Source organism: Halorubrum tibetense, from assembly GCF_042661865.1.
Taxonomy (GTDB): Archaea; Halobacteriota; Halobacteria; order Halobacteriales; family Haloferacaceae; genus Halorubrum; species Halorubrum tibetense.
The window spans coordinates 1-547 of the sequence record NZ_JBHSWW010000701.1; the positions used below are offsets into that span (position 1 = coordinate 1).

1 protein-coding gene is annotated in these 547 nt (G+C 49.0%); it reads right to left on the reverse strand.

Going from position 1 to position 547, the window contains the following annotated elements; genetic code table 11:
* On the reverse strand, positions 1 to 547 hold a 547-nt coding region (locus tag ACFQEU_RS17830; protein ID WP_379784333.1), incomplete at both ends, for a hypothetical protein.

The window sequence follows — 547 nt, forward strand, 5'->3', positions numbered from 1 at the left end:
TGACGGCATTAAATAGCTTGTCATCGACGGCCTGACTAAAATCCACGACATCGCCATTTAGCGTATCAAGCACCGGCTGTGCTGCATTAACAATTTGACTGGCTTCACTATCAGTCAATGTCACGTTAAGCCAATATTGAGATGCGATTTTCGCCGCTGCGACATCAATCGCATGCCAGATGGGGTCTTCTGCAAGCTCATCAATAGCATTGCGATAATGCATTAGTGCCGCTAAGTGACCGCCGAAGGCAGAAGATCCATATTGCTGCCGGACACTATCACCCTCTAAAAACAACTGCTTTACCGCCAAGGAAACAGGCCCATTTAAGTTCAGCTGGTCGGCAGCCGTGCCAATCGCGTCACCTTGGTGATTGCGCAAGGGAGGCAACTTGCTGGAAATATAGCCTTCGAGCGCCATATGCCGCCTTTCTACGCGCGTCTCATCCCACAAATCAAACGCGTCACCCGCATATTGATTAACATAGGTATGAGCAAAAACATCCGACGCAGCATGCCCAAGATAACCATAAACGTATGCCTTATGGAC